Source organism: Limnospira sp. PMC 289.06 (assembly GCF_032350395.1).
Lineage (GTDB): Bacteria > Cyanobacteriota > Cyanobacteriia > Cyanobacteriales > Microcoleaceae > Limnospira > Limnospira platensis.
The window spans coordinates 1-509 of sequence record NZ_JARPLC010000474.1 but is presented as its reverse complement, the minus strand read 5'-3'; the positions used below and the strand labels follow the sequence as shown (position 1 = coordinate 509).

The window sequence follows — 509 nt, the reverse complement described above, 5'->3', positions numbered from 1 at the left end:
TTGAACGTCCTGATTAGGTCATTGCAACAGGCTTGGAGCGATCGCCATGATTTCTACACAGGCGGGAATATGTTTATTTACTATAGCAGCGAACAGGCTAGGAACCGAGATTTCCGAGGCCCAGATTTCTTTGCTGTGTTAGATGTAGATGGCACCAAAGAACGACAAGGTTGGGTAGTATGGCAGGAAGGGGGTCGCTACCCAGATGTTATTGTCGAGTTGATGTCGCCGAGTACCGCCAGAGTAGATAAAGGAAAGAAAAAGGATCTGTATCAGCAGATATTCCGAACCCCAGATTACTTTGTATTTGACCCGTTTGAAGCCAACGCCTTTCAAGGTTGGCATTTGCATAGTTCAGGAGGTTATCAGCTTTTAGAGCCGAACGATCGCGGTTGGCTGTGGTGTGATACCTTGGGCTTTTGGCTGGGAACTTGGTCGGGAACGATTGACCGGGAGGAGGCAATTTGGTTGCGGTTTTACGATACGGAAGGTAATTTAGTCCTGTTACC

At 47.7% G+C, this 509-nt stretch carries 1 protein-coding gene; it reads left to right on the top strand.

What is annotated here, in order from left to right:
- Positions 1-509 (top strand): Uma2 family endonuclease (locus P5674_RS25855; RefSeq protein ID WP_315643418.1); only part of this gene is annotated, 509 nt, incomplete at both ends.